Consider the following 24,617-nt stretch of genomic DNA (forward strand, 5'->3'; position numbering starts at 1 on the left):
CCGTCCCTCACAACGACAGATGCGCGTCGCGGATGTCCGGACGCGCATCGAGCTCGGCCATGGTGCCGCCGAAGCAGATGCGGCCGCGCTCGATGATATAGGCGCGATCGGAGATCAGCCGCGCGAAATGCAAATTCTGCTCGGAGACGACGATGCTGACGCCCTCCTTCTTCATGGTCAGAATGGCATCGACCATCTGCTCGACGATCTTCGGCGACAGGCCTTCCGAGGGCTCGTCCAGCAGCACCAGCGACGGGTTGCCCATCAGCGTGCGCGCGATCGTCAGCATCTGCTGCTCGCCGCCGCTCATGCGGCCGCCCGGACGGTTTTTCATCTCACCCAGGTTTGGAAACAGCGTAAACAGCTTGTCGCGAGTCCATGAGGGGGCGTTCGGACGCTTCGGTTGGCGGCCCACCTCGAGATTCTCTTCCACCGTCAGATCGGTGAAGATGCGCCGCTCCTCCGGCACATAGCCGAGCCCCTCGCGAACGATCTCGTGCGTCGGACGCACCGAGACGTCCTTGCCCTCGAACATGATGCGGCCGGAGCGCTGCGCCACAAGGCCCACGATCGAGCGGAACGTCGTCGACTTGCCGGCGCCGTTGCGCCCAAGCAGCGCGACCACTTCGCCCTCGCCGACCTCGAAGCCGATGTCGAACAGGATATGCGCGGGACCATAGTGGCTGTTGAGCCCCTCGACCGTCAGCTTCATGCCGAGGCTCCCTCGCGATGGCGGGCATCGTAGACGAGGCCCTCGCCGAGATAGACCGTCTGCACCTGCGGATTGCCGCGCACTTCGGCCGGCGAGCCCTCGGCAATCAGCGTGCCGCGATTGAGCACGATGATGCGGTCGGCGTGCTCGAACACCACGTCCATGTCGTGCTCGGTGAAGAGCACGCCGATCGATTTCTCCCGCGCGATCTGTGCCGTCAGCCGCATCAAATCGACACGCTCGCGCGGGGCCATGCCGGCGGTCGGCTCGTCCATCAGCAGCAGCTTTGGGTGGTTCGCAAGCGCGACCGCGAGCTCGAGCCGCTTGAGATCACCATAGGCCAGCTCGCCGCAAGGGCGGTCGGCATAACCGCTCATCCCGACGAGTTCAAGCAGCCGGCCCGCCTCGCCGCGGTCGAAGTTCGGCGCCGAGCCGAAGAGATTGAACAGCTGCCTCTCGTGCGAGATGAGCGCGACCTGCACGTTCTCGCGCACGGTCATGGTGGCGAATGTCGCAGTGATCTGGAAAGTGCGCCCGACGCCGAGCCGCCAGATCTCTCGCGGCTTCTTGCCGGTGGTCTCCTCGCCAAGCAGGCGGACATGGCCGGTATCAGGCTTGTTCTGGCCGTTGAGCATGTCGAAACAGGTGCTCTTGCCCGCGCCGTTCGGCCCGATCAGTGCCAGGATTTCGCCGGCGCGCAGCGAGAACGACACGCCGCGCACGGCATGGATGCCGCCATAGGATTTGGTCAGGCCTTCGACCGCGAGAAGTGGGGGTGCGACGCTCATTCGGCGGACTCGATCGGCTTGACAAGCAAGGGAGATCCCGGCGGCGATGTCTTCCTGCGCCGCTGCGCCAGCGTCTCCAACATGCCGACGATGCCCTTGGGGAAACCGACGACGATCAGAACGATGAAGCCACCGAGCACAAGCTTCGACAGGTCGGTCTGGCTCACCAGCCAGATATTGAGCGCCTTGTAGACGATCGCACCGATCACCGCGCCCGACACCGTCTCGACGCCGCCGAGCAGCACCATCACCAGCGCATCGACCGAGAGCGAGATGCCGAGATTGTCGGGGAAGACGCTGCCCTTGAGGTAGGCGAACAGCGCGCCACCGATGCCGGCGGTCGTGCCTGCGATCACGAACGCTGTCCACTGGATGCGCTTGGCATTGATGCCGACCGCCTCGCTGCGCAGAAGCGAGTCGCGCGTGGCCCTGAGTGCGTAGCCGAACGGCGAGAATACCATCGCCCGTAGCGCAATCGTCACGAGCGCCGCAACGCCGAGCGCCAGCCAGTAGAAATGCGACGGGCTCGCCGCCCAGCTTGAAGGCCAGACGCCGAGTATGCCGTTGTCGCCGCCTGTGACGCTGACCCACTGGAACGCGATCGACCAGACGATTTGCGCAAACGCAAGCGTCAGCATCGCGAAATAGACGCCGGAAAGCTGCACCGCGAAGAAGCCGAACACGGCCGCGCCCATGCAGCCAAGCAGCGGACCGAGCAGCAGGCACACGATCATCGGCAGCCCCGCCATCTTGGCGAGGAAGGCGACGCCGTAAGCGCCGAGACCAAAATAGGCGGCGTGGCCGAACGACGCGAGTCCGCCGACCGCCATCAGGAAATGCAGGCTGACGGCGAAGATCACGAAGATCGCGATCTCCGAGCCGACGGTCAGAGCATAGTTGCCGGCGAACAGCGGCAGCGTCGCCGCAATGACGAGCGCCGCCAGCGCAGCCAGCCGTTCGTTCGACGTCAGCGGACGCCAGGGATTGACGGTGAGACCCGGCGTCTTGCGCGCCGGCGCCTCGGGCTTGCCGAACAGGCCCCAGGGCCTCACGATCAGCACCACGGCCATCACCAGGAAAACCAGGATGATGGAAATCTTCGGGAAGATCAGGATGCCGAAGGCGTTGAGCTCGGAGACCAGCACGGCCGCGACGAAGGCGCCGACGATGCTGCCGAGGCCGCCGATCACCACAACGACGAACACCTCGACGATGATGCGCAAATCCATCGCATGATGTACCGCATCGCGCGGGATCTGGAGCGCGCCGCCGAGCGCGGCGAGGAAGACGCCGACCGCGAACACACTCGTGAACAGCCATTTCTGATTGACGCCAAGCGCCGCGACCATGTCGCGGTCCTGCGTCGCCGCGCGCACCAGCACGCCCCAGCGCGTGCGCTGGAATAGCAGCCAGAGAATGCCGAGCACGACCGGTCCGAGCACGATCAGGAACAGATCGTAGCTCGGGATGTTCTGGCCGAAGAAATCGATCGCGCCCCTGAAGCCCGGCGCACGGCGACCGACGAGATCGTCGGGGCCCCAGACCAGCACGACGAGATCCTCGACCATCAGGGTCAGGCCGAAGGTCGCGAGTAGCTGGAACAGCTCGGGCGCGTGATAGATACGCCGCAGCAGCACCATCTCGACGAGGACGCCGATCAGCGCGACCGCGAGTGCGGCGATCACGATGGCGCCCCAGAAGCCGAACGCACCCGAAAGCCACTCCGTCAGCGTGAAGGCGATGTAGGCGCCGATCATGTAGAAGGCGCCATGCGCGAAATTCACGATCCGCGTCACGCCAAAAATGATCGACAGGCCCGAGGCCACCAGGAACAGCGACGCTGCGCTGGCGAGACCAGTCAGAAACTGTACGACATAAAAGGCCATCGGCGGTCCGGGTTGGTGTTCAGCGCGCTCCCCATGCGGGGAGCGGGAATTTCGTAGGGTGGGTTAGCCTTGCGGCTGCGCGAAGCGCAGTTCGCTGGGCGTAACCCACCATCTTTCTCACCGCGGGACCGACCGCGGTGGGTTACGCCTACGGCTAACCCACCCTACGGCAGCGGAGATCAATCCTTCGGGCGCAGCTTCTCGACTTCGGCATCACTCGGCAGATAGTCCGCGCCCTTCTTGTAGGTGGAGTCCACCATCACGCCCTTGCCGCCCTTCAACGCGGTCTTGCCGACATAGGCACCCAGCGTGGACTGGTGATCGATCTTGCGGAAGGTGATCTCGCCGAACGGCGACGGCATCGACAGGCCTTCCGCGGCAGCAATCAGCTTCTCCGGATCGGTCGAACCGGCCTTCGCCAGGATCGCCGCCGCCGACTTGATGGTCTGGTAGCCAACGATCGAGCCGAGGCGCGGATAGTCGTTGTACTTGGCCTGGTAGGCCTTCAGGAACGCATCATGCTCGGGCGTCTTGATCGAATACCAGGGGTAGCCGGTGACGATCCAGCCCTCGGGCGTCTCGTCCTTGAGCGGATCGAGATATTCGGGCTCGCCGGTCAGGAACGAGACGACCTCGCGCCCCTTGAACAGGCCGCGGGTGTTGCCTTCGCGCACCAGCTTCACGAGATCGGCGCCGAAGGTGACGTTGAGGATTGCTTCCGGGTTCGCCGCGGCAACCGCCTGAACCACCGGACCCGCGTCGATCTTGCCCTGCGGCGGCCACTGCTCGTCGACCCACTGGATATCAGGACGCTTCTCCGACATCAGCTTCTTGAACACCGCGACCGCGGACTGGCCGTATTCATAGTTCGGCGCGATGGTCGCCCAGCGCTTTGCCGGCAGCTTGCTGGCTGCTTCCACCAGCATCGCCGCCTGCATGTAGTTGGAGGGGCGCAGGCGGAAGGTGTACTTGTTGCCCTTGGACCAGGTGATGGCGTCGGTCAACGGCTCGGCCGCGAGGAAGAACACCTTCTTCTGGTTGGCGAAGTCGCTGACCGCAAGGCCGATGTTCGACAGGAACGTACCCGTCAGCATCGCCACGCCCTCGCTCGACACCAGCTCGTTGGCCGCGGTCTGCGCATCCGCCGGCTTGCCGCCGTCGTCCTTGGAAATAACGACGAGCTTCTTGCCGTTGACGCCGCCGCCCGCGTTAATCTCTTCGACAGCGAGCTGCCAGCCCTTGCGATAGGGCTCGGTGAACGCCGGCAGCAACGAATAGCTGTTGATCTCGCCGATCTTGATGTCCTGCGCCATGGCCGAATGAGCCATGCCGCCCGCCAACAGCGCGAACGCCGCGCCGACAAAATAGTTCTTTGCTCGCATCCCAACCTCCACCGTTAAAATTATCTTAGACCGTCTTCGCCCTTGATCTCCGCAACCGTCAGCCCACCGACGCGCGGCAAAGGACGGCCGCTGTCGGTGACGGCAACCGCGACCATGATCTCGTTGGCGCGCGGCGCATCGTTGATCTGCACTTCCATGCCGTCAAAGTGGCTGCGCACGAAAGCCGCGTCCTTGTGCCCGAGCGGAATATCCAGCGTCGTGCCCGGACCGCTACGCTTCTTGGACGACGGAATCAGCGCCGCGCCCTTGCTCAGCACCTTCCGCACCGGCGTGCCCATCTTCGGGTGAAGGATGGCCGCGGCATGCTCCAGCTCGCCGTTCTCGCCGACGGCCGCGGCCTTGCCGTAGCTGTGGGCCTTCGAACCATCGATACCGAGCGCAGCCACCGCGCGCTTCGACAAGAGATCGCCGAGCTCCTCGCCGATCGCGATCAGGGGCGACAGATCCTCGACATATTTTCCGGCAAAGGGATTCTCGATCACGGCGATTGCCGCCGCACGCCGGGTCGGCGGCGAGACCTGGCGGCCCATCTCCATCTGCGTCTCTTCGACGACGGTGACGATCTTGCGGATGATCGCGCTCATGATGGCTTCTCCTGCTCGCTTCCCTGCTCAGGCATGGACCGCGTTCTCCAACTCAAGTGGGCGCGATCGTCGCCGTTCAATATCTTTTGCTCCGATGACAAGCATATCACCACAAAGCTGCAACACGGCCCCCTCGATCAATCCGCGATCGAATAATTGCCGTGCACATTCTGCGCCAGATTCCTGGGCGGCCGCTATCTCGGTCTGCGACAATTCACCAACATCGCGGGTGACGAGACGCGCGCCGAGATCGCTATCGGGCTGAAGTTCGTTCGCAGGCTTTCGGATGACGGCGGGATGACCGGGCAGATCGACGGCGTTGGCGATGACCGTCGCAGCCGCATCGGCCTGCGATGCGGTCGCAGCCAGCACCGTGACCGCGTCGGCGATCCCCAGGGAAAAACTGCGGCCGTGACGCCCGCTGGTCGCGATGCCGCGCACCGGATCGTCCGAATCGACCCTCATTGTCCGCATCACGCCCGCGCGATCGGGCCGATCCATCAGACCCACGGAGAAATGCTCCCCCCTGCCAAGATGAAGCGCGATGTCGCCGCCATTGTTGACATAGGCCTGATCGAGCGCCGCAGCGTCCAGCATTGCGCAGAGAACCTCTTCCGCCACGCTGCCGGCCACGGCCGCCATCGGCGTGATGAAGCCATCTGCGGCAAAAGGCGCGACGGCGGAGTGCATGCGACGCGCCACAACGCCGTTGAGCAAAGTTCGCTCCGATTCAGCCGCCGCCCGCAACTCCGTCAGCTCCGCGCAGAGCTCATCGAGCAGCCCGGTGAACCGCCGCGCCGCAGCGTCATAGGCCGCACGAACCTCTTCCGCGTGCCCCCTCGCCTCGACGATCAGATCAATCGGTCCATCCTGCAAATGCAGTCGCCGGCCATCAGACAGCAATGCGATTTGCGGGAGCCGCCTCATGTCCGAGGTCCCGGAATCGGGTTCTGCCACGGCAACTGGCGAACGTCTTCACCGCCCTGCACCTCGGACAGCGGCTTCACATAATCCATGTGCCCGCCGAGCGCGGCGTAGTCCGACAGCTTCATCGTGAACTCGATCGGCGCGACCAGCGCCGGCGTCGGCACATAGCCGAACGCGCCTGACGGCATCTGCGTCACATCGACCATGTAGGTGATGCCGCCGCCCGGCCAGACATAAACAGGCGCGCCGCCGCTGGTGACGCGCGTCAGCGCGTCCTTCACGGAGCGCGTCAGCCGCACCGGATTATCGGTGACACCGGCGCGCAGCGAGCCGCCGGCGCCGGCCATGAACAGCACCGTACACAGCGCCGGCTCGCAGTTTTCCTGGATGCGCTCGACCGAAAACTTCAAATCAGCGGGCATCTCGATCTCGACCGGCTTCAAGGCTTCGTCGAGCACATAGTAAGACGAATGCTCGCCGGTCGTGGAGACCATCAGCATGGTCAAACCGGGTTTCGCCTCCTTGGCATCGAACGGCCCGAGAATCGCGAGCGGATCGGAGATATCTGTGCCGCCCCAGCCCGTGCCGGGATCGGCGACCTGGAAATAGCGGCCCGGCGTCGAACGGCGGCCCTTCATCTTGATGCCGGTGTCGGCGATGTCGAGCAGCTTGCCGGCCTGATGCTCCGAGAGCACGCCTGTGATGTGATCGTCGACGACGACGACCTCGTCGACCTTGCCGTGCCATTGCTTGGCGAACATGCCGATCGTCGCCGAGCCGCAGCCGACGCGCATGCGCTCTTCTTTCATGCCGTTGACGATCGGCGGCTGGCCGGCCTGCACCACCACGCTCGCGCCGCCGTCGATGGTGAGCTCGACCGCCTTGCAATTGGCGAGATCCATCAGCGTGTCGCAGGTGACGCGGCCCTCCTTCTTGGAGCCGCCGGTCAGATGATGCACGCCGCCGAGCGACAGCATCTGCGAACCGTATTCGCTGGTCGTGACATGACCGACCGCCTCACCCTGTGCGCGCACGGTCGCGGTCTCCGGCCCCAGATAGCGGTCGGTGTCGATCTTCACCTTGATTCCACAATAGGAGAAGATGCCTTCAGTAACGACTGTCACCATGTCGACGCCGTCAACCTCCGCAGAGACGATGAACGGCGCCGGCTTGTAGTCGGGATAGGTCGTGCCCGCGCCGATAGCGGTGACGAAGGTCGAGGGCTCGTGGACGATCTTGCCGTCCCAATCTTCCGTGCGGCTGAACGGGACGAGCTTGCCGCCATGCGAGACAGTGCGCTCCAGGATCACATGTGGATCGACGCGGACGAGCTTGCCGTCGTGGTTGGCATAGCGGTCGCAGGCGCCCGCAGCGCCCGGCTTGATGTAGCACATCACCGGACAGGCATCGCAGCGGATCTTGTCGGTGGCAGCGCTCGTCGTTTCAGTCACCATGTGCAAGCCGGCGGACACTGCGGTTATCATTCGTATACGAACGATGGTGCGCGCGCTCCTGATGACTGTCAAGCGGCGGTACGGGCGAAAAGGCGCCGCTGCCGAATAAACCCTCATTTGCCTCCCCGCCCTGTCCACAAAGCGAGCAATCGCGTTGCACTGCGGCATGCCGGCTTGCACGTTTGTGTACAAACGGTATCGTCGCGACGTACAATTCTGCAAAGCTCCGGCCGCGGACTTGGGAAAGAGGATGACGCACACACCGATCCGGCTCACCGTGAACGGCAAAACCCAAGAGATCACGGCCGCGCCGCAGACGCCGCTGCTCTATGTGCTGCGCAACGATCTCGCGCTCAACGGCCCTAAATACGGCTGCGGCCTCGGCGAATGCGGCACCTGCACTGTCCTGATCGACGGCGCTGCCGCACGCTCTTGCGTCATCCCGATCAGCGGTTGCGCCGGGCGCGACATCGTGACGCTCGAAGGGCTCGGCACCCGCGATAAGCCTGATGTCGTGCAGCAGGCCTTCATCGACGAGCAGGCCGCGCAATGTGGCTATTGTCTCAACGGCATGATCATGACCACCAAGGCGCTGCTGGCGATCAACTCCCGGCCGACCGAGCAGGAGGCGCTGGCGGCGCTGCGCTACAATCTCTGCCGCTGCGGCACGCATGTCGAGATCCTGCGCGCCGTGATGCGCGCATCGGGCCAGCTCACTGAGGCCGCGGATTGATGGCCTCCCCGCATCCGAACGGAGCGGAGCGGCCATCCGGTTCGCTCGTCGTCGTCCGCACGGTGGACGAGTGCACATCCGAGACCTTTGTCCGCATCACCGCCGACGGCTCGGTCAGCGCCTATAACGGCCATGTCGATCTCGGTACCGGCATTCGCACGGCGCTCGGCCAGATCGTCGCCGAGGAGCTCGACGTCTCCTTTGCGCGCGTCGTGGTCGTGCTCGGCGACACCGCAATGGTGCCGAACCAGGGCCCTACGATCGCGAGCGAGACCGTCCAGATTACGGCCGTTCCCCTGCGCAAGGCCGCAGCGCAGGCGCGTCACTTTCTGATCGCGCGCGCGGCCGAGCGGCTGGAGCTGCCGGAGGCCGACCTTGGGATCGAGGACGGCCTCGTCCGCGGGCATAACCGCAGCGTCAGCTATGGCGAGTTGATCGGCAGCGAGACCATTCGCCTCGAGCTTGCGGACGACGTCGCCCTCAAGCCCGTCGGCGAATACGCCATCGTGGGCCAATCCGTGCCGCGCGTCGATCTGCCGGCCAAGGCGACGGGCGAGCTGATCTTCGTGCACGACATCCGCGTGCCCGGCATGCTGCACGGCCGCGTCGTGCGCCCGCCCTATGCCGGCGTCGATGCGGGGTCGTTCGTCGGCACCAGCCTGATTGCGGTCGATGAGTCCTCGGTGCGTGACATTCCCGGCATCATTGCCGTCGTGCGCATCGGCGATTTCGTCGGCGTGGTCGCCGAGCGCGAGGAGAATGCGATCCGCGCGGCGGAGCAGCTCGCGGTGAGCTGGAAGTCGACGCCGGCGCTTGCCAATCTCGCCGATCTCGAGACCGCGCTGCGTGCCAATCCGTCGGCGCCGCGTACCCTGATCGACAAGGGCGACGTCACCGCGGCAATCGCCGGCGCCGCCAAGCCGATGCCGCGCACCTATGTGTGGCCGTACCAGATGCACGCCTCGATCGGCCCGTCCTGCGCGGTCGCCGATTTCCAGGACGGCAACATCCGCGTCTGGTCCGGCACGCAGAATCCGCATGTGCTGCGCGGCGATCTTGCGCTCTTGATGGAGCGGCCGGAAAGCGAGATCGAGGTGATCCGGCTGGAGGCTGCCGGCTGCTACGGCCGTAACTGCGCCGACGACGTCACCGCGGATGCGCTTCTGCTGTCGCGTGCGGTCGGCCGGCCCGTGCGCGTGCAGCTGACGCGCGAGCAGGAGCACGCTTGGGAGCCCAAGGGCGCCGCGCAGCTCATCGACGTCAATGGCGGGTTGAACGCCGACGGCAGCGTCGCTGGTTACGATCTCGCCACGCGCTATCCGTCGAACGCAGCACCGACGCTGGCGCTCCTGCTGACGGGGCGGATGTCGCCGGAACCGGCGGTGCTCCAGATGGGCGACCGCACCGCGATCCCGCCCTACGATTACGACCACATGCGCGTCGTCGCCCACGACATGGCGCCGATCGTGCGCGCCTCCTGGTTCCGGGGTGTCTCGGCCCTGCCGAACACCTTTGCGCATGAATCCTATATCGACGAGGCTGCGACCGAGGCCGGTGTCGATCCCATCGAATACCGCCTGCGCTATCTCAGAGACCAGCGCGCCGTCGATCTCGTCAACGCGGTGGCCGAACGCGCGGGCTGGAGGCCACGACCGGTTCGCGAGGAGAAAGATGGCGAGGTCGTGCACGGGCGCGGCTTTGCCTATGCGCTCTATGTCCACAGCAAGTTTCCCGGCTATGGCGCGGCGTGGTCGGCCTGGGTCGCCGACGTCGCGGTGAACAAGTCCACCGGCGACGTCAGCGTCACGCGCGTCGTCGCGGGGCAGGACTCCGGGTTGATGATCAATCCGGACGGCGTGCGCCACCAGATCCACGGCAACGTCATCCAGTCCACCAGCCGCGCGTTGATGGAAGAAGTGTCGTTCGAGCGCGGCGCAGTGGCAGCGCGCGAATGGGGCGCCTATCCGATCATCCCCTTCCCCGACGTACCCATGATCGACGTGCTGATGCTGCCGCGTCAGGACCAGCCGCCGCTCGGCGTCGGCGAGTCCGCCTCGGTCCCGAGCGCGGCGGCGATTGCGAACGCAATCTTCGATGCCACCGGCGTGCGCTTCCGCGAGCCGCCGTTCACGCCCGCGCGCATCCTGAGAGGGTTGCATGGCGATGCATCGGCGATGCCGCAGGCCCTGCCCGCGCCCGCAGCGTCGCCGCCGTCTCGCATCTGGCAAAATCCGTTCGCCAAACGCGCCGGCGTCTTCGCGACCATTGCGGCTGTCTGCACTGCTGCGATCGGAATCGGCGCAGCGCTCCTGCCCGGTCGCGCCATCGCGCCGATCGCACGACCCGATGCATCGGTCTATTCCACAGCGACCATCGCACGCGGCCAGCAACTGGCAGCGCTCGGCAATTGCGCGGAGTGCCACACCACGACCGGCGGCGCCCTCAACGCCGGCGGCCGCGCGCTTCAGACGCCGTTCGGAACGATCTACAGCACCAACATCACGCCTGACGTTGCGACCGGAATCGGCGCCTGGTCCTATCCGGCGTTCGAACGCGCGATGCGCGACGGGCTGCATCGCGATGGACGGCAGCTCTATCCCGCCTTCCCCTACACGCACTTTTCGAAGACTGATGATGCCGACATGCAGGCGCTCTACGCCTACCTGATGGCGCAGCCTTCGGTGCGCGCGCCAGCGCCGGCGAATACGCTCGCCTTCCCGTTCAATCTGCGCCCGCTGCTCGCGGGCTGGAATGCGCTGTTTCATCGGACGCGCGAGTTCAAGCCCGATCCCGCCCAATCCGAGCTGTGGAATCGCGGCGCCTATCTGATCGAGAGCGTCGGCCATTGCAGCGCGTGTCATTCGCCGCGCAACGCGCTCGGTGCGGAGCAGCGCGACGCCTATCTCGCCGGCGGCTTTGCCGAGGGCTGGGAAGCGCCGCCGCTGACCTCGCTCTCGCACGCGCCGATCCCGTGGACCGAGGACGAGCTTTTCGCATATTTGCGCACCGGCCATTCGCGCTATCATGGCGTCGCGGCCGGCCCGATGGCGCCTATCGTCAGGGACCTCAAAGCCCTGCCCGATCCCGATATTCGCGCGATGGCCGTCTATCTCAACTCGTTCAACGACACGCGCGATACGCACGGCCAAGATGCACTTGCCGCAAAGCTTGAGAGCGCGACGCAAGTCACGGTGGCGTCCTCCACCGGCGCGCGGCTCTATCAGGGCGCGTGCGCCGTCTGCCACGAGGTCGGCGGTCTGCCGCTGTTCGGCAGCCGGCCCTCGCTGGCGCTCAACAGCAATCTGCATAGTGCATTGCCGGACAATCTCGTGCAGGTCGTCCTGCACGGCATCGCCGAGCCCGTCTCCAGCGATCTCGGCTACATGCCCGCCTTCAAGAGCAGCATGAGCGATGCGCAGGTCGAGGAGCTCATCGCCTTCCTGCGCAAGCAGTTCGCACCGGACAAGCCGGCGTGGACCGGCGTGCGCGAGACGATCGCGCGCCTCCGTACCTCAGCACACTAGGCGTGCTTCTTCACTTCCACCGGCGGCGTGCCGTGCGTGTGGAAGGATTCGATCGTCTTCAGGCCCCAGGCCTGGCCCTTCTTGCGCTCCTCCTCGGTCCACACGATCGGTTTCCAGTCGGGCGCCAGGATGAGGCGCGCGCCGGCGTTGGCCACTTCGACACGGTTGCCGCCGGGCTCATAGACATAGAGGAAGAAGGTCTGCTGGATCGCGTGCTTGTGCGGGCCGGTCTCGATGTACACGCCGTTCTCCAGGAAGATGTCCGCGGCGCGAAGAATCTCCTCGCGGCTGTCGAGCGCGTAGGTGACGTGGTGGAAGCGGCCGGCTGTGCCGGAGTGGTCAAGCGAATAGGCGAAATCGTAGCTCTTGTTCGACATCGTCAGCCACATCGCAGCTTCCCGCCCGTCGTTGAGCACGATCTGCTCGGTGAGGCGGCAGCCGAGATAGTTCTCGAAGAACTCGCGGTTGGCCTTGATGTCGACGGCGAGGCAGTTGAGATGGTCGAGACGGCGAACGTTGACGCCGCGCGCCGGAAAACGCTGCGCCTGGTTCTTCAGCGCGGGCTTCAGCTCCGGCGGCGGCTGGTACCATTCGGTCTCGTAATAGAGCTCGACGATATGGCCGTCGGGATCGCGGCAGCGGAAGGTCGGGCCCTGCCCCATATCGCCGTCGATCCAGCCGATGCCGAAGCCGGAGCCCTTCAGCGCGGTAACGCGGCGCTCCAGCGCCTGCTGGCTGCGCGCGCGCAGCGCCATGTGCTCCATGCCTGACGTCTTCGACGCCGTTAGCTTGAGCGAATAGCGCTCGTAATCGTCCCAGCCGCGCAAATAAACCGACTCGCCTTGTCGCCCGCTCACGGTCATGCCCATGACGTCGACGAAGAATTTCAGGCTCTCATCGGGCTTCGGCGTCAGCATCTCCATGTGGCCGAGATGAGCGAGATCGAGGTTCGGTTCGGGCTGCATGCTTTCCTCCAGGCGTGGCTGCGATCCGCCGGACCGGATCGCGCAATCGGACGCAAGGCTGCAAACGCGCTCAGGTGTCCGGGGGCGGCAACTCAGGCCGCCGACTAATTTGTACTAATGTACAAATGATTAGGTCTCGTCAACAAATCAAAAACATCGCCGCCGGAGCGAATGACGCACCATCCAAGACCTCAACCCATCCCCGGAATGACGGACCGACTGGCCCGAATGGTAAAATCTTCCTTAAGCACTCTCGGGCCCGCCGGCCCCGAAAAGCAGCATTTCCGGCCGCTTCCGCCTGGAAGTATGCATTGGGAACAAACCTCGCGCCTGAATTATCGCGGATTTAACGTAGCACCCGCCCCCGCCGCTTAACCGTTTGTGCAGCGGCGGCCGCGCATAGTCTGGGCAAAGCCCCTCGCTCTTGTCAGGTTCATCCATCGTGACATCTTTTGGACGCGTGATTTCGGTACGCGGGTCGCTCGCCCGGGTCGGGCTAATGGCAGACAGCCGGACGTCGGTCTCGGAAGTTCGGGCCACCGTCGGCCGTTTCGTCAGCATTCGCTGCGCCAGTTCGGTCATCGTCGCCATGATCACCGAGGTGTCCTGCGAGAACCTCTCGAGCTCCGACTACATCGCCATCGCGTCGGTCGACCTGCTCGGCGAAATTCTCAATGCCGCGGACAAGGCCAAATTTCAGCGCGGCGTCACCAACTATCCCACCATCGGCGACGCGGTCGACCTGATCACAAGCCAGGAGCTGCGCACGATCTACGCGCCGACCGGCTCGGACCAGATCAACGTCGGCTTCCTCCAGCAGGACCGCTCGGTTATCGCCTATGTCGACATCGAGGAAATGCTGTCCAAGCACTTCGCGGTGCTGGGATCGACCGGCGTCGGCAAATCGACGGGCGTGTCGCTGCTGCTCAACGAGATCCTGAAGGCGCGGCCGAACCTGCGCATCTTCCTGCTCGACGTCCACAACGAATATGGCCGCTGCTTCGGCGACCGCGCGCTGGTGCTCAACCCGCGGAACCTGAAGCTGCCGTTCTGGCTGTTCAACTTCGAAGAGATCGTCGACGTGCTGTTCGGCGGCCGCGCCGGCGTGCCCGAGGAACTCGACATCCTCGCCGAGGTGATCCCGCTCGCCAAGGGCGTCTACACCCAGTACCAGAACGCCGATCGTATCGGCCTCAAGCGTATCGATCCCAAGCAGGTCGGCTACACCGTCGACACGCCGGTGCCGTACCGCCTCGTCGACCTGATGTCGCTGATCGACGAACGCATGGGCAAGCTCGAGAACCGCTCCTCGCGCATCATCTATCACAAACTGATCTCGCGCATCGAGGCCGTGCGCAACGACCCGCGCTACGCCTTCATGTTCGACAACGCCAATGTCGGCGGCGACACCATGGCCGAGGTGATCAGCCTTCTGTTCCGCCTGCCCGCCAACGGCAAGCCGATGACGGTGATGCAGCTCGCCGGCTTCCCGGCCGAGGTCATCGACTCCGTCGTCTCGGTGCTGTGCCGCATGGCCTTCGACTTCGGCCTGTGGAGCGACGGCGTCTCACCGATGCTGTTCGTCTGCGAAGAGGCCCACCGTTACGCCTCCGCCGATCGCAATGTCGGCTTCGGGCCGACCCGCAAGGCGGTGTCGCGCATCGCCAAGGAAGGCCGCAAATACGGCGTCTATCTCGGCCTCATCACGCAGCGCCCCGCAGAGCTCGACGCCACCATCATCTCCCAGTGCAACACGCTGTTCACGATGCGTCTTGCCAACGAGCGCGACCAGGCGCTGCTCCGCGCTGCGGTATCGGATGCGGCCGCGAACCTGCTGTCCTTCGTGCCATCGCTCGGCACCCGCGAAGTGCTGGCGTTCGGCGAAGGCGTCGCGCTGCCGACCCGGCTGCGCTTCAAGGAGGTGCCGCCGCATCAGCTGCCGCGCGGCGAAGCCACCATCAGCAGCGTGCCCTCGGTCACCTCCGGTCACGACATGCATTTCGTCGGCGCCGTGCTCGAGCGCTGGCGCGGCGCCACCTCGCAGCGCGACGTGCCGAACGATCCGGTGTTCTCGGCGCCGCCCGCGAAGACGCTCTCCACTGCCGAAGCGCCGATGCTGCAGCCATCGATGGGTCTCGACCCCGACCGCTTCTCGCTGCTGAAGAAGCCGCTGCGGTAAAGCCGCGCTCGCGCCTCGAGCACACTGTCATGCTCTGCGAAGACGGAGCATCCAGTACGCCGCGGCCCCTCCGTATGCGTCGCTGTCTCTGGAATACTGGATCGCCCGCCTTCGCCGGCGATGACACCGAGTGTGTGGCGTCCACGGACTATCGTGGCACGTTGAGCGGGGCGCTCGCTTCGACTATGTTTGCCGCCCCGGTCCGGAAAAACAACCCATGACAAAGCCCTCGCCAAACCGCTTCCCCGCTCCCGCCATCGACACGCTGCCCGACGACATCCGCATGCGCCTCCTCGCCGTGCAGGAAAAGAGCGGTTTCGTGCCGAACGTGTTCCTGACGCTGGCCTATCGCCCCGACGAATTCCGTGCATTCTTCGCCTATCACGACGCGCTGATGGAGAAGGACGGCGGCCTCACCAAGGCCGAACGCGAGATGATCGTGGTCGCGACCTCGGCGGCCAACCAGTGCCAGTATTGCGTGATCGCGCACGGCGCGATCCTGCGCATCCGCGCCAAGAACCCCATGATCGCCGACCAGATCGCGGTGAACTACCGCAAGGCCGACATCACGCCGCGGCAAAAGGCGATGCTCGATTTCGCGATGAAGGTCTCAGCCGATGCGCAACGCATCTCGGAAGAGGATTTCGCCGCACTTGCCCCGCACGGCTTCAGCGACGACGACATCTGGGACATCGCCGCAATCTCCGCTTTCTTCGCACTGTCGAACCGGCTGGCGAATTTCACGGGCATGCGCCCGAACGACGAGTTCTATCTGATGGGGCGACTGCCGAAGCAATGATCGAAAAGCAATGATCAACAAGCCATGACCGAGCTGGACTGGTCCGAGATCCTGCTGCGCCTCGGCGTCGCAACGCTCGCCGGCGGCGCGATCGGGCTGAACCGCGATCTCCACAGCAAGCCGATCGGGCTGAAGACGCTCGGCATCGTCGGCCTCTCCACCGCAACGGCCGTGCTGCTGGCCGTCGAATTCACCGAACCCGGCAAGATCACCGATGCGACCAGCCGGGTCATTCAGGGCATCCTCACCGGCATTGGCTTTCTGGGCGCCGGCGTTATCGTTCATGAGAGCGAGCGGTTTCGCGTCCGCGGCCTGACCAGCGCGGCCTGCACCTTCCTCGCCGCCTGTCTCGGCATTGCCTGCGGCACCGGACAGTGGAGGATCGTCGGCGTCGCGCTGGCGCTCGCCTTCGTGCTGCTCACGGTCGGCCGCCGCATCGAACGCTGGCTGCACCGCGCGCTCGGCGTCAGGCAGGATCGGCACGACCGGGAGACGCCAAGCTCCGGGGCGTAAATGCATCATGAAGAACGGAGGCCCGGGACACGCGAGGCACGTGGTGGGCGCGCGCCGATCGAGTCTTCAAGCTGGCAAGTTCATTCAAGCTGGCAAGTTCATTCGCCGCGGAACCCAAGCCATTCCGTGTCGGTGCCGCAGGCATCAAACTGGAACGAACAGCATCGGAGTCCCTTTTCCCAGCAGACCGGAAACTCGAAATGAGGAGGACTTGAGTTCCGCCATTCGAAAGTACCGTGTCGGGAAACTGTGAACCAAATGGAGGAGGTTCCGATGAAGGACATGAGAACGAGTAGGCTCCTGCTGACGACAGCAGCGCTGCTCGCCAGCGTCGGCTTGGCGGCGGCGCAAGGCATGCGCGAAGGTGGCGGCGGTGGGGGAATGGGTGCCGGCGGAATCGGCGCTGGCGGAGCAGCCGGCAGCGGTGCGGCCGAGCACGGAATGTCCGGCGAAGGTCGTTCCGGAGGCGGAATGTCCCAACGTCCCGCTGGCGCTTCTCGTGGGGGAATGACGCAAGACCGGGCAGCCGAGCCTCGAGCGGGCGGCCGAGCGGAAGGTCCATCCACACGTTCGGGCGAGCGCGCTCAGCGTAGCGAACCCGGAATGAGAGAGGGCGGCAGCGGCCAAGGACGGGGTAAGCAGCAGATCGGAAAGGATCAGACACAGCGCGGACAGAAGGACCAGACCGTCGGTCAAGGCCGGAGCGACCGTGACCAGGCGCGTCAGTCCGAGCAGCGCCATGACCGGACCGGCGAGACGACGCAGGGTCCGAATGCAAAGCCAGGTACGACGACCGGCGCCAACACGAGGCCGGGTACGACCACCGGCGCCAGCACCAGGGAACAAACCAACGCTCCTGCCCAGGGCCCGAGCACGCAGCAAGGTCAGGGGACAGCGGCCGGCACCAACACCCCCGGCACTAATACGCAAGGGCAGGCCAATGCACCGACACAAACCCAGGGTGCGGTAACTCAGAGCATGTCGGGCCGCGTGTCATTGAATGCGCAACAGCAGACAACGCTGCAGAGTTCGGTGCTTGGCTCGCGTAACGTGGCGCGGGTCGATGCCAGTTCGATCAACTTCCGGATCAACACGGGCGTAGTGGTGCCGAGGAATATTTCCGTGGTGTCCGTCTCGGCGTTCCCGGTGCTGATCGATGTGTTCCCGGCGTTCCGGGAAGACAGTTTCTTCGTGGTGGACGACGAGATCGTGGTCCTGGATCGGAGCCGCAGAGTTGTCGACGTTGTTCCGGCCGGGCCGAGGACGCGGTTCAGCCATGCTGGCGGTGGCAGCGTCGCCGCGCTTAGCCTCAATCCTGACGAGATCCGCGTGGTTCAGCAGGTGCTGATCGAACGCGGCCTGCTGACGGGGCAAGCGACCGGCACCTTCGATACGCGGACGCGCGAGGCGCTGATCACCTTCCAGCAGCAGCAGGGCTTTCAGGCCACCGGCACGATTGATACGCGCACTGTGGCGGCGCTCGGAGTATCCAACAGGATCAGCGCAACTCAGAACCAATCGACCACCACCACCGGCCAGGGACAGGCGGCTCAGCAGCCGTCGGCGCAACAGAACACGACCGGCCAGAATACTGGTCAGGCTACCGCACCGGCGCCGCAGAATCAGCCGGCGACAACCGGCCAGGCCCAGCAGAACCAGCCGGCAACAACCGGTCAGGCGGGCACGCAACAGCCTCCGGGTCAGACGACCGGACAGGCAGCTCCGCCGGCGCAAAGCGCCAATCCGCCGAGCGGCAATAACATGCCGGCCGCGCAAACCAACCAGAACCAAACCAACCAGAACAATGCCCCGGCACCTTCGACAACGGACCAGCCGGCGCAGAACCAGCCGAACAGATAATGCGCGATCCTGAGCCCCGCTTCGGCGGGGCTCTTTCTTGCGCCGCCTTGGATGCGGCGGTATCAGCACCGCGTTGCCTGCGGCTGCGAAGCACTGTGCCGCTAGACTAGCGCTGCGCCATCAACTCGAGCGCCGGGGCAAAGCGCTCGGAAAACGTCAATGTCTTGGCATGGTGAACTGCGGCAAACGATGCCGAGATCCCTGCTGAAGCGACCACGAGCAAGCCAACGGCGAAAACCAGACGGCGCATTTTCTGCCTCCTGTGTGAGCTCGACTACCCAAACAGATGGCACGGCTTTGTTTCAGCACCGCTTCGCGTGGACGGAAGATAGTTTCGCTCAAGAGGCTGTGATGAGATCCGGTTTGTGGAGCCGCATGCCGTGCAGATGTGAGCATCGCGCCTAATCGTCCGAGGCCGGTCCGCACCAGCCGGGCAGATAGATCGCATCCTTGCTCTTGACCGCGGCCAGCGCCTTCTCCAGCGCCTTGTCGAAATTGGCATCCACCGCCTTGCGCGACAGTTTTCGGCGCAGATAGTCCGCCCACAGGAATTCGGAGAACGGCGTGGTGTCCTTGGCGAAGCCGCCCATGCGGCGGAGCTCGCCGGCAAGGCTGCGGAAGGGATCGTCCTTGAGATCGACGAGCGATTTCGGCAGATCGCGGAACAGGCGCCGCTCACCCTTGGCGTCGTAAGGATAGACCCAGCGCTTGTTGTCCATCACGCCCCAGAATGCCTCGCGCTCGACCATCCTGAGATCGCCGACCACGGTCACCAGCACGTCCTTGATGCCCTCATCATGCAGCGCGCGGCCGAGATGATGATGGTCGATCACGTAGTAGCGCTGGTCAGGTCCGTACACGACCGGGATCATGTGAGTGCCGAGCAGGTCGGACTGCTTCTTTTTGTCATGGTCGCGCCAGCGCTTGCGCTTCTCCTTGACCTCGCGCATGCCGATCGTCATCTGCGTCGGCCGGAGCGACAGGATCGGCACTGGATGCACTCTCGGCTCCCGCGCATTGGTGGTCATGGTCGAAAGGCCCTCGCATGTTGCAACCCGTGGTCCAGTTCCTTTGATTATGCCATGGGCCCTGCGGCGGCAGAATGCGTTCGACCCTGATGCGGAGATCACAAACCGATGTTCACGAGAGCCGGCGATGCCGTGCTTCAGGATTGTTGTTGCAATGCAACCCGCGCGTCCTGTCACCAGCGTGACGGCCGGCGCCGCTTTCCTCGCGAACCGCTCAAGAGATATGCCATGAAAGGTAGTGCGAAAGCGCAATGCTCGTGCGCATTGAGAAGATTTTCTGCAACACATTCACCACGTATGCTATCTCAAAACCGCTGCTTCGGAGTGATCCCCGCACTATGAAAACTCAGCGGCCCATAAGCTCGGACGATGAGCACCGGGTGCTCCAGTTCAGGCCGCGCACCCCGTCTCCCCCGGCGGTCGATCGGGGCAGCGGCACCGTGCAGCAATTGCGCGTCGCGCCCGAGCCGCTCGACCTGTCGCGCTACGAGCAGCCCCGCCCGGAACCGGACGACTTCCGCCGCCGCATGCTTGCCAATATCGCGGCGCTCGCCTTTACGATCGCGCTGACCGCAATCGGGATCTGGCTCGCGGTGAGCATTGCCGACCTGCGCCGCACCCAGGACTGCGTGCTGATGGGCCGCCGCGACTGCGCCAAGATCACGACGCCCCATATCTAGGCACGCCCCCGGCTGAAGGGCCCGCCGACGGCATCCCCAGTCCTGGTGCCGGGGTCGTCCGGCTCCATTGAACTCAGGGCGGCGCTCCGATATACGGGCTTTCGACCCGGCCAGAGGGGGTTGAGGGCGTCATCAGGGGCGCGATGCCCACCCACCGTCCGCTCTGGAATATCTGAAAAATATCCGCAATATATCAAAGGCTTAGTGATGTCCTCCACATTCGATCAGGTCGCTACGATCATCGCTGAAACCTGCGACATCCCGCGCGACACGATCACGCCGGATAGCCACGCCATCGATGATCTCGGCATCGACAGCCTCGATTTCCTGGACATCGCGTTCGCGATCGACAAGCAGTTCGGTATCAAGCTGCCGCTGGAAAAGTGGACGCAGGAGGTCAACGACGGCAAGGCGACCACGGAACAGTATTTCGTGCTGAAGAATCTGTGCGCCCGTATCGACGAACTGGTTGCGGCGAAGGGCGCGAGCGCCTAAGCGCGCGGTCATGCAACTCGAATACTTCCACATGATCGATCGCGTCGTCGATCTCAACGTCGACGAGAAGACGATCGTCGTCGAAGCGCAGGTCCCGCAGGAGAGCACCATTTTCGAGGGGCACTTCCCGGGCTATCCCCTGATGCCCGGCGTGCTCCTGATCGAATCGATGGCGCAGGCTTCGGGCTGGCTTCAGCTCGGCGTCCTGAAGTTCGAGCGCATGCCGATCCTGGCCGCCGTGAAGGAGGCCAAGGTCCGCGGCTCGGTCTTTCCCGGCGATCTCATGAGAATCGAGGCGAGCCTGGCCCATCAAGGCTCGGGTTATGCCATGACCGAGGCCAAGATCCGGGTCGGCGGCAAGCTGCGCGCGAATTCGACGCTCACCTTCACGCAGATCCCCTTCCCCAACGCAGATATGCGCGGCTACATGGACGCGGTCGCCAAACGCGTCGGCTTCCCGCAACAGGCCTATCGCCATGACTGACGCTGCTTCGAAGCCCGGCCAGACGGAAGTCTGGATCACGGGCATTGGCCTTGCCACCTCGCTCGGCGAAGGCCTGGACGCCAACTGGGCCGCGCTTCAGGAGAAGCGCATCAATGTCGATGAGAAGGGCTTTGCGCCCTACATCGTGCATCCCCTGATGCCTGTTACCTTCGACAGCCAGATCCCGAAGAAGGGCGACCAGCGCCAGATGGAAGCCTGGCAGCGCATCGGCACCTATGCCGCGGGCCTTGCGCTCGATTCCGCCGGGATCAAGGGCAACAAGGACATCCTGTCGAAGATCGACATGGTGGTGGCCGCCGGCGGCGGCGAGCGCGATCTCAACGTCGATACCGGCGTGCTCACGGCCGAGGCCAAGGGCGCCAATGCGCCCGGCTTCCTCAACGAACGGCTGATGAGCGATCTGAGGCCGACGCTGTTCCTGGCGCAGCTCTCCAACCTGCTCGCCGGCAACATCGCCATCGTGCACGGTCTCGGCGGCACCTCGCGCACTTTCATGGGCGAAGAGGTCGCGGGCGCCGATGCCGCTCGCATCGCGCTGTCGCGCATCGCCTCGGGCGAGAGCGACATTGCGCTGATCGGCGGCTCGCACAATGGCGAGCGCAAGGACCTGATGGTCCTCTACGAATTCGGCGACTTCAATTTGAAGGACGAGTTCGCTCCGGTCTGGGCGCGCAAGGACCACGCCGGCTTCGCGCTCGGCTCGGCAGGCGCCTTCCTGGTGCTGGAATCGAAGGCACATGCGCAAGCGCGCGGCGCAAAGCCGTTCGCAAAGTTGTCGAGCGTCGTTGCCGACCTCGCCCGGCGCAAGCAGCCCGGTGACATGGCCGCGACGCTGGAGAAGCTTTGGACGAAGCTGCCGAAGCGCGAGGGCAAGGGCGCGATCATATCAGGTGCGACCGGCGCAGAGCCCGCGACGTCAGAGGAGCGCGGCTTCCTGAAGGGCCATGCCGACGTTCCGGTGCGCTCCACCGGCACGATGTTCGGCCACACCATGGAAACGCAATTCCCGCTCGGCATTGCGCTCGCCGCGCTGTCGATCTCGCGCGGTGCGCTGTTCCCGCCGAACGATTCGACGGGGACCGAGATTGAAATGCAGGGGGCGCCCACCCAGATTGTGGTGGTGGGAGCCGGACACTGGCGCGGCGAAGGCATGGCGCTGGTTGAGGCCGTAAGCTGAAGCGCGTCGCGCTTTAGTGGGTTATTGTTTGAGCATGATCCTCTCGGAAAACCGCGTCACATTTTTTCCGGGATCATGCTCCAGCTCTATCGGGGGATCGACATGACTGCACCACGCGACAAACTCGGGCGTCCCGTCGTCGTCGTCACCGGCATGGGCATCATGACCTCGCTCGGCGCCGGCAAGGCCGACAATTGGGCGAAGCTCGTCGCCGGCGAATCTGGCATCCGCACCATCACGCGCTTTCCGGTCGACGGCCTGAAGACGACGATGGCGGGCACGGTTGATTTCGTCAGCGTCGATCCGTTCTCCTCCACCGGCCTGTCCGAGCGGATGGCCGAGTTGGTCACGCTGGAAGCGCTCGAGCAGGCCGGCATCGGCGCCAAGGCCGATTTCCCCGGTCCCCTCTTCCTTGCGGTTGCACCGGTCGAAGTCGAGTGGCCGCAGCGCCGTGAGCTCGGCCGCGCCGTCGGCTCGCAGGATTTCACCTATGACGATCTGCTGCGCATCTCCGGCGGCGGCAAGTACAGCGCCTATCACCACCGCTTCATGTTCGGCTCGGTGGCCGCACACCTCGCCGAGACCTTTGGCACCAAGGGTTCGCCGATCTCGCTATCGACGGCCTGCGCCTCGGGCGCGACCTCGATCCAGCTCGGCGTCGAGGCGATCCGCCGCGGCGAGACCGATGCCGCGCTGTGCGTGGCGACCGACGGCACCGTAAACCCCGAAGCTCTCGTGCGCTTCTCGTTGCTCTCGGCGCTGTCGACCCAGAACGATCCGCCGCAGGCGGCCTCCCGCCCCTTCTCCAAGAACCGCGACGGTTTCGTCATGGCCGAGGGCGCCGGTGCGCTCGTGCTCGAAAGCTACGAGGCCGCCACCGCGCGCGGCGCGAAGATTCTCGGCGTGATCGCCGGCTGCGGCGAGCTCACCGATTCCTTCCACCGCACCCGCTCTTCGCCCGACGGCAAGCCGATCATCGGCTGCATGAACAAAACGCTGGCCGACGCCGGCATGACGCCGGACCAGATCGACCACATCAACGCCCACGGCACGGCGACGCCCGAAAACGACAAGATGGAATTCAACACGACGTCAGCCGTGTTCGGCGAGTTCGCGCAGAAGATCCCGGTTACCTCCAACAAATCGATGGTCGGCCACACCATCTCGGCCGCCGGCGCGGTGGAAGCCATCTTCTCGCTGCTCACCCTCGAGCATCAGCGCATCCCGCCGACGATCAACTACGACAATCCGGATCCCACGATCCTGTTCGACGTCGTCGGCAACAAGGCGCGCGACGCCCGCGTCACCGCGGTGATGTCGAACTCGTTCGGTTTCGGCGGCCAGAACGCCTCGCTGATCCTGACCCGCGAACCGGCCTGACCGGACGCATGGCGCTGCTTCCTGCGAGCACGAAAGCCCGCGCGCGGGAGGTCGCCAAATCGATCGGCGGCAGCCTGATCGGCGCCGCCACCGTCGGCATGCTGCGCACCACGCGCTATTTCGACCCGGCCAAGACCTCGGATTTCTTCGCGCGCGTCACCAAGCTGATCGGCCCGCGCCTGCGCGAGCATCGCATCGGCCACGCCAACCTCACCGCGGCGTTTCCGGAAAAGTCGCCGGAAGAAATCGAATCCATCCTGATGGGCGTGTGGGACAATCTCGGCCGCGTCGGCGCCGAGTTCGCCCATATGGACCAGGTCTGGGACTATGACCGCGACCATCCGGAGAACGGCCGGATCGAATTGCCTCAGCGCGGCATCGAGCTGTTCGACCAGATCCGGGACGACGGCAAGCCGGCGCTGATCTTCGCCGCGCATCTGGCCAATTGGGAATTGCCGGCGCTTGCAGCGGTGGCGCATGGGCTGGACACCGCGATCCTCTACCGCCGGCCGAACATCGCCTCAGCCGACCGCATCATCCAGGAGATGCGCCAGGTCAACATGGGCACGCTGATCCCTGCGGGGCGCGACGCGCCGTTGCGGCTCGCGCAGGCGCTGAAGGACGGCAAGCACGTCGCCATGTTGATCGACCAGTATCTGACCGGCGGCGTCGAGGTCACCTTCTTCGGCCGCAAGACCCGCGCCAATCCGATGCTGGCGCGCCTCTTGCGACAGGTCGAATGCCCCATCCACGGCGTTCGCATCATCCGCCTCCCCGGCAACCGCTTCGCCGCCGAACTGACGGAAGAGATCCCACCGGTCCGCGATGCCGACGGCAAAATCGACATCCAGGGCACGACGCAGGCGATCACGAGCGTCGTGGAAGGCTGGGTGCGTGAACATCCCGAGCAATGGCTGTGGCTGCACCGGCGCTGGCGGTAGCGCTTAGCGGTTATTTTCCTAGCGGCCGCATTCGAACCCGTCCAGGCTCGATGACTGAGAAATGGCCCACCCAATAAATCAGCA

22 protein-coding genes are annotated in these 24,617 nt (G+C 64.8%); 12 read left to right on the top strand and 10 right to left on the bottom strand.

From position 1 onward, the window contains the following. Positions 1 to 7: 7 nt before the first annotated feature. From IVA80_RS24500 to IVA80_RS24530, 7 genes are all read right to left on the bottom strand, one after another. The gene (locus tag IVA80_RS24500) at positions 8 to 712 is read right to left on the bottom strand and encodes an ABC transporter ATP-binding protein (protein WP_247436497.1); all 705 of its coding nucleotides are present in this window, start codon (positions 710 to 712) and stop codon (positions 8 to 10) included. Beyond that, positions 709 to 1,500, bottom strand: a complete 792-nt coding sequence (locus tag IVA80_RS24505) for an ABC transporter ATP-binding protein (protein WP_247436499.1) — start codon at positions 1,498 to 1,500, stop codon at positions 709 to 711. Before IVA80_RS24505 ends, IVA80_RS24500 begins: the two co-directional genes overlap by 4 nt. Beyond that, positions 1,497 to 3,386, bottom strand: a complete 1,890-nt coding sequence (locus tag IVA80_RS24510; protein WP_247436501.1) for an ABC transporter permease — start codon at positions 3,384 to 3,386, stop codon at positions 1,497 to 1,499. Before IVA80_RS24510 ends, IVA80_RS24505 begins: the two co-directional genes overlap by 4 nt. A gap of 179 nt (positions 3,387 to 3,565) precedes the next feature. Beyond that, positions 3,566 to 4,768 (bottom strand): ABC transporter substrate-binding protein, encoded by a 1,203-nt coding sequence (locus IVA80_RS24515; protein ID WP_247436503.1) that lies wholly within the window; start codon positions 4,766 to 4,768, stop codon positions 3,566 to 3,568. Between the two features lie 20 nt (positions 4,769 to 4,788). Continuing rightward, positions 4,789 to 5,373 (bottom strand): amino acid synthesis family protein, encoded by a 585-nt coding sequence (locus IVA80_RS24520; protein ID WP_247436505.1) that lies wholly within the window; start codon positions 5,371 to 5,373, stop codon positions 4,789 to 4,791. A 27-nt stretch (positions 5,374 to 5,400) separates the two neighbouring features. Further along, a complete protein-coding gene (locus IVA80_RS24525; RefSeq protein ID WP_247436507.1) occupies positions 5,401 to 6,300 on the bottom strand; it encodes a UPF0280 family protein in 900 nt (299 codons plus the stop codon). Next, on the bottom strand, positions 6,297 to 7,754 hold the full coding sequence (locus IVA80_RS24530) for a 6-hydroxynicotinate reductase (RefSeq protein WP_247437074.1): 1,458 nt from the start codon (positions 7,752 to 7,754) through the stop codon (positions 6,297 to 6,299). Before IVA80_RS24530 ends, IVA80_RS24525 begins: the two co-directional genes overlap by 4 nt. A 250-nt stretch (positions 7,755 to 8,004) precedes the next feature. On the opposite strand from IVA80_RS24530, the gene IVA80_RS24535 reads away from it, so the two are divergent. Both IVA80_RS24535 and IVA80_RS24540 read left to right on the top strand, forming a co-directional pair. Next, entirely contained in the window at positions 8,005 to 8,487 is a 483-nt protein-coding gene (locus IVA80_RS24535) for a (2Fe-2S)-binding protein (protein WP_247436510.1), read from the top strand. Beyond that, positions 8,487 to 12,011, top strand: a complete 3,525-nt coding sequence (locus IVA80_RS24540) for a molybdopterin cofactor-binding domain-containing protein (protein ID WP_247436512.1) — start codon at positions 8,487 to 8,489, stop codon at positions 12,009 to 12,011. The genes IVA80_RS24535 and IVA80_RS24540 overlap by 1 nt, the downstream gene beginning before the upstream one ends. Here the strand turns inward: IVA80_RS24540 and IVA80_RS24545 are convergent. Continuing rightward, on the bottom strand, positions 12,008 to 12,976 hold the full coding sequence (locus tag IVA80_RS24545) for a catechol 2,3-dioxygenase (RefSeq protein ID WP_247436514.1): 969 nt from the start codon (positions 12,974 to 12,976) through the stop codon (positions 12,008 to 12,010). The two genes, IVA80_RS24540 and IVA80_RS24545, sit on opposite strands and share 4 nt — an antisense overlap. Positions 12,977 to 13,475: 499 nt before the next feature. Between IVA80_RS24545 and IVA80_RS24550 the strand changes: the two genes are divergently transcribed. From IVA80_RS24550 to IVA80_RS24565, 4 genes are all read left to right on the top strand, one after another. Next, positions 13,476 to 15,155, top strand: a complete 1,680-nt coding sequence (locus IVA80_RS24550; protein ID WP_247436516.1) for a DUF87 domain-containing protein — start codon at positions 13,476 to 13,478, stop codon at positions 15,153 to 15,155. A 217-nt stretch (positions 15,156 to 15,372) separates the two neighbouring features. Beyond that, entirely contained in the window at positions 15,373 to 15,954 is a 582-nt protein-coding gene (locus IVA80_RS24555) for a peroxidase-related enzyme (protein ID WP_247436518.1), read from the top strand. A gap of 24 nt (positions 15,955 to 15,978) precedes the next feature. Beyond that, positions 15,979 to 16,467, top strand: a complete 489-nt coding sequence (locus IVA80_RS24560) for an MgtC/SapB family protein (RefSeq protein WP_247436520.1) — start codon at positions 15,979 to 15,981, stop codon at positions 16,465 to 16,467. Positions 16,468 to 17,070: 603 nt separating this feature from the next. After that, positions 17,071 to 18,327, top strand: a complete 1,257-nt coding sequence (locus IVA80_RS24565; protein WP_247436522.1) for a peptidoglycan-binding protein — start codon at positions 17,071 to 17,073, stop codon at positions 18,325 to 18,327. 106 nt (positions 18,328 to 18,433) lie between these two features. On the opposite strand, the gene IVA80_RS24570 is transcribed toward IVA80_RS24565, so the two are convergent. Continuing rightward, positions 18,434 to 18,577, bottom strand: a complete 144-nt coding sequence (locus IVA80_RS24570; protein ID WP_247436524.1) for a hypothetical protein — start codon at positions 18,575 to 18,577, stop codon at positions 18,434 to 18,436. Positions 18,578 to 18,728: 151 nt separating this feature from the next. Beyond that, positions 18,729 to 19,355 carry a ParB-like protein gene (locus IVA80_RS24575; RefSeq protein ID WP_247436526.1) on the bottom strand — a complete coding sequence of 209 codons (627 nt, stop codon included), beginning with the start codon at positions 19,353 to 19,355 and terminating at the stop codon, positions 18,729 to 18,731. 338 nt (positions 19,356 to 19,693) lie between these two features. On the opposite strand from IVA80_RS24575, the gene IVA80_RS24580 reads away from it, so the two are divergent. From IVA80_RS24580 to IVA80_RS24605, 6 genes are all read left to right on the top strand, one after another. Next, entirely contained in the window at positions 19,694 to 20,035 is a 342-nt protein-coding gene (locus IVA80_RS24580) for a hypothetical protein (RefSeq protein WP_247437076.1), read from the top strand. 207 nt (positions 20,036 to 20,242) lie between these two features. Beyond that, a complete protein-coding gene (locus tag IVA80_RS24585) occupies positions 20,243 to 20,530 on the top strand; it encodes an acyl carrier protein (RefSeq protein ID WP_007592476.1) in 288 nt (95 codons plus the stop codon). Positions 20,531 to 20,540: 10 nt separating this feature from the next. Further along, positions 20,541 to 21,014: a 3-hydroxyacyl-ACP dehydratase FabZ family protein gene (locus IVA80_RS24590; RefSeq protein WP_247436528.1), complete on the top strand. Its 474-nt coding sequence runs from the start codon at positions 20,541 to 20,543 to the stop codon at positions 21,012 to 21,014. Further along, the gene (locus IVA80_RS24595) at positions 21,007 to 22,212 is read left to right on the top strand and encodes a beta-ketoacyl-ACP synthase (protein ID WP_247436530.1); all 1,206 of its coding nucleotides are present in this window, start codon (positions 21,007 to 21,009) and stop codon (positions 22,210 to 22,212) included. The genes IVA80_RS24590 and IVA80_RS24595 overlap by 8 nt, the downstream gene beginning before the upstream one ends. Positions 22,213 to 22,314: 102 nt before the next feature. After that, complete coding sequence (locus IVA80_RS24600) at positions 22,315 to 23,592, top strand: beta-ketoacyl-ACP synthase (RefSeq protein ID WP_247436532.1); 1,278 nt, start codon at positions 22,315 to 22,317, stop codon at positions 23,590 to 23,592. A gap of 8 nt (positions 23,593 to 23,600) precedes the next feature. Beyond that, the gene (locus IVA80_RS24605; RefSeq protein WP_247436534.1) at positions 23,601 to 24,533 is read left to right on the top strand and encodes a lipid A biosynthesis lauroyl acyltransferase; all 933 of its coding nucleotides are present in this window, start codon (positions 23,601 to 23,603) and stop codon (positions 24,531 to 24,533) included. The last annotated feature ends 84 nt before the right edge of the window (positions 24,534 to 24,617 follow it).

This window comes from Bradyrhizobium sp. 139, from assembly GCF_023074175.1.
Taxonomy (GTDB): Bacteria; Pseudomonadota; Alphaproteobacteria; order Rhizobiales; family Xanthobacteraceae; genus Bradyrhizobium.